The organism is Kocuria sediminis, from assembly GCF_009735315.1.
Classification (GTDB): domain Bacteria; phylum Actinomycetota; class Actinomycetes; order Actinomycetales; family Micrococcaceae; genus Kocuria; species Kocuria turfanensis.
In genome coordinates, this window is record NZ_WOGU01000040.1 from 1 (window position 1) to 1,739 (window position 1,739).

At 55.0% G+C, this 1,739-nt stretch carries 1 rRNA gene; it reads left to right on the forward strand.

From position 1 onward, the window contains the following. Window positions 1–214: 214 nt before the first annotated feature. Window positions 215–1,739: ribosomal RNA gene (locus tag GMA12_RS19725) — 23S ribosomal RNA — on the forward strand; the annotation flags it as partial.

A 1,739-nucleotide genomic window follows, 5' to 3' on the forward strand; every position in this document is an offset into this window, starting at 1 on the left:
AATCATCGAGTCTTTGAACGCACATTGCGCCCCCTGGTATTCCGGGGGGCATGCCTGTCCGAGCGTCATTGCTGCCCATCAAGCACGGCTTGTGTGTTGGGTCGTCGTCCCCTCTCCGGGGGGGACGGGCCCCAAAGGCAGCGGCGGCACCGCGTCCGATCCTCGAGCGTATGGGGCTTTGTCACCCGCTCTGTAGGCCCGGCCGGCGCTTGCCGAACGCAAATCAATCTTTTCCAGGTTGACCTCGGATCAGGTAGGGATACCCGCTGAACTTAAGCATATCAATAAGCGGAGGAAAAGAAACCAACCGGGATTGCCTCAGTAACGGCGAGTGAAGCGGCAAGAGCTCAAATTTGAAAGCTGGCTCCTTCGGGGTCCGCATTGTAATTTGCAGAGGATGCTTCGGGTGCGGCCCCTGTCTAAGTGCCCTGGAACGGGCCGTCAGAGAGGGTGAGAATCCCGTCTGGGATGGGGTGTCCGCGCCCGTGTGAAGCTCCTTCGACGAGTCGAGTTGTTTGGGAATGCAGCTCTAAATGGGTGGTAAATTTCATCTAAAGCTAAATACTGGCCGGAGACCGATAGCGCACAAGTAGAGTGATCGAAAGATGAAAAGCACTTTGAAAAGAGAGTTAAAAAGCACGTGAAATTGTTGAAAGGGAAGCGCTTGCGACCAGACTCGCCTCCAGGGTTCAGCCGGCATTCGTGCCGGTGTACTTCCCTGGGGGCGGGCCAGCGTCGGTTTGGGCGGCCGGTCAAAGGCTCCCGGAATGTAGTGCCCTCCGGGGCACCTTATAGCCGGGAGTGCAATGCGGCCAGCCTGGACCGAGGAACGCGCTTCGGCACGGACGCTGGCATAATGGTCGTAAACGACCCGTCTTGAAACACGGACCAAGGAGTCTAACATCTACGCGAGTGTTCGGGTGTCAAACCCGTACGCGCAGTGAAAGCGAACGGAGGTGGGAGCCCCCTCGTGGGGCGCACCATCGACCGATCCTGATGTCTTCGGATGGATTTGAGTAAGAGCGTAAATGTGGGGACCCGAAAGATGGTGAACTATGCCTGAATAGGGCGAAGCCAGAGGAAACTCTGGTGGAGGCTCGCAGCGGTTCTGACGTGCAAATCGATCGTCAAATTTGGGTATAGGGGCGAAAGACTAATCGAACCATCTAGTAGCTGGTTCCTGCCGAAGTTTCCCTCAGGATAGCAGTAACGCGAATTCAGTTTTATGAGGTAAAGCGAATGATTAGAGGCATTGGGGTTGAAACAACCTTAACCTATTCTCAAACTTTAAATATGTAAGAAGCCCTTGTTGCTTAGTTGAACGTGGGCATTAGAATGGAGCGTTACTAGTGGGCCATTTTTGGTAAGCAGAACTGGCGATGCGGGATGAACCGAACGCGAGGTTAAGGTGCCGGAATGCACGCTCATCAGACACCACAAAAGGTGTTAGTTCATCTAGACAGCCCGACGGTGGCCATGGAAGTCGGAATCCGCTAAGGAGTGTGTAACAACTCACGGGCCGAATGAACTAGCCCTGAAAATGGATGGCGCTCAAGCGTGTTACCCATACCTCGCCGCCGGGGTAGAAACGATGCCCCGGCGAGTAGGCAGGCGTGGAGGTCCGTGACGAAGCCTTGGGAGTGATCCCGGGTCGAACGGCCTCTAGTGCAGATCTTGGTGGTAGTAGCAAATACTCAAATGAGAACTTTGAGGACTGAAGTGGGGAAAGGTTCCATGTG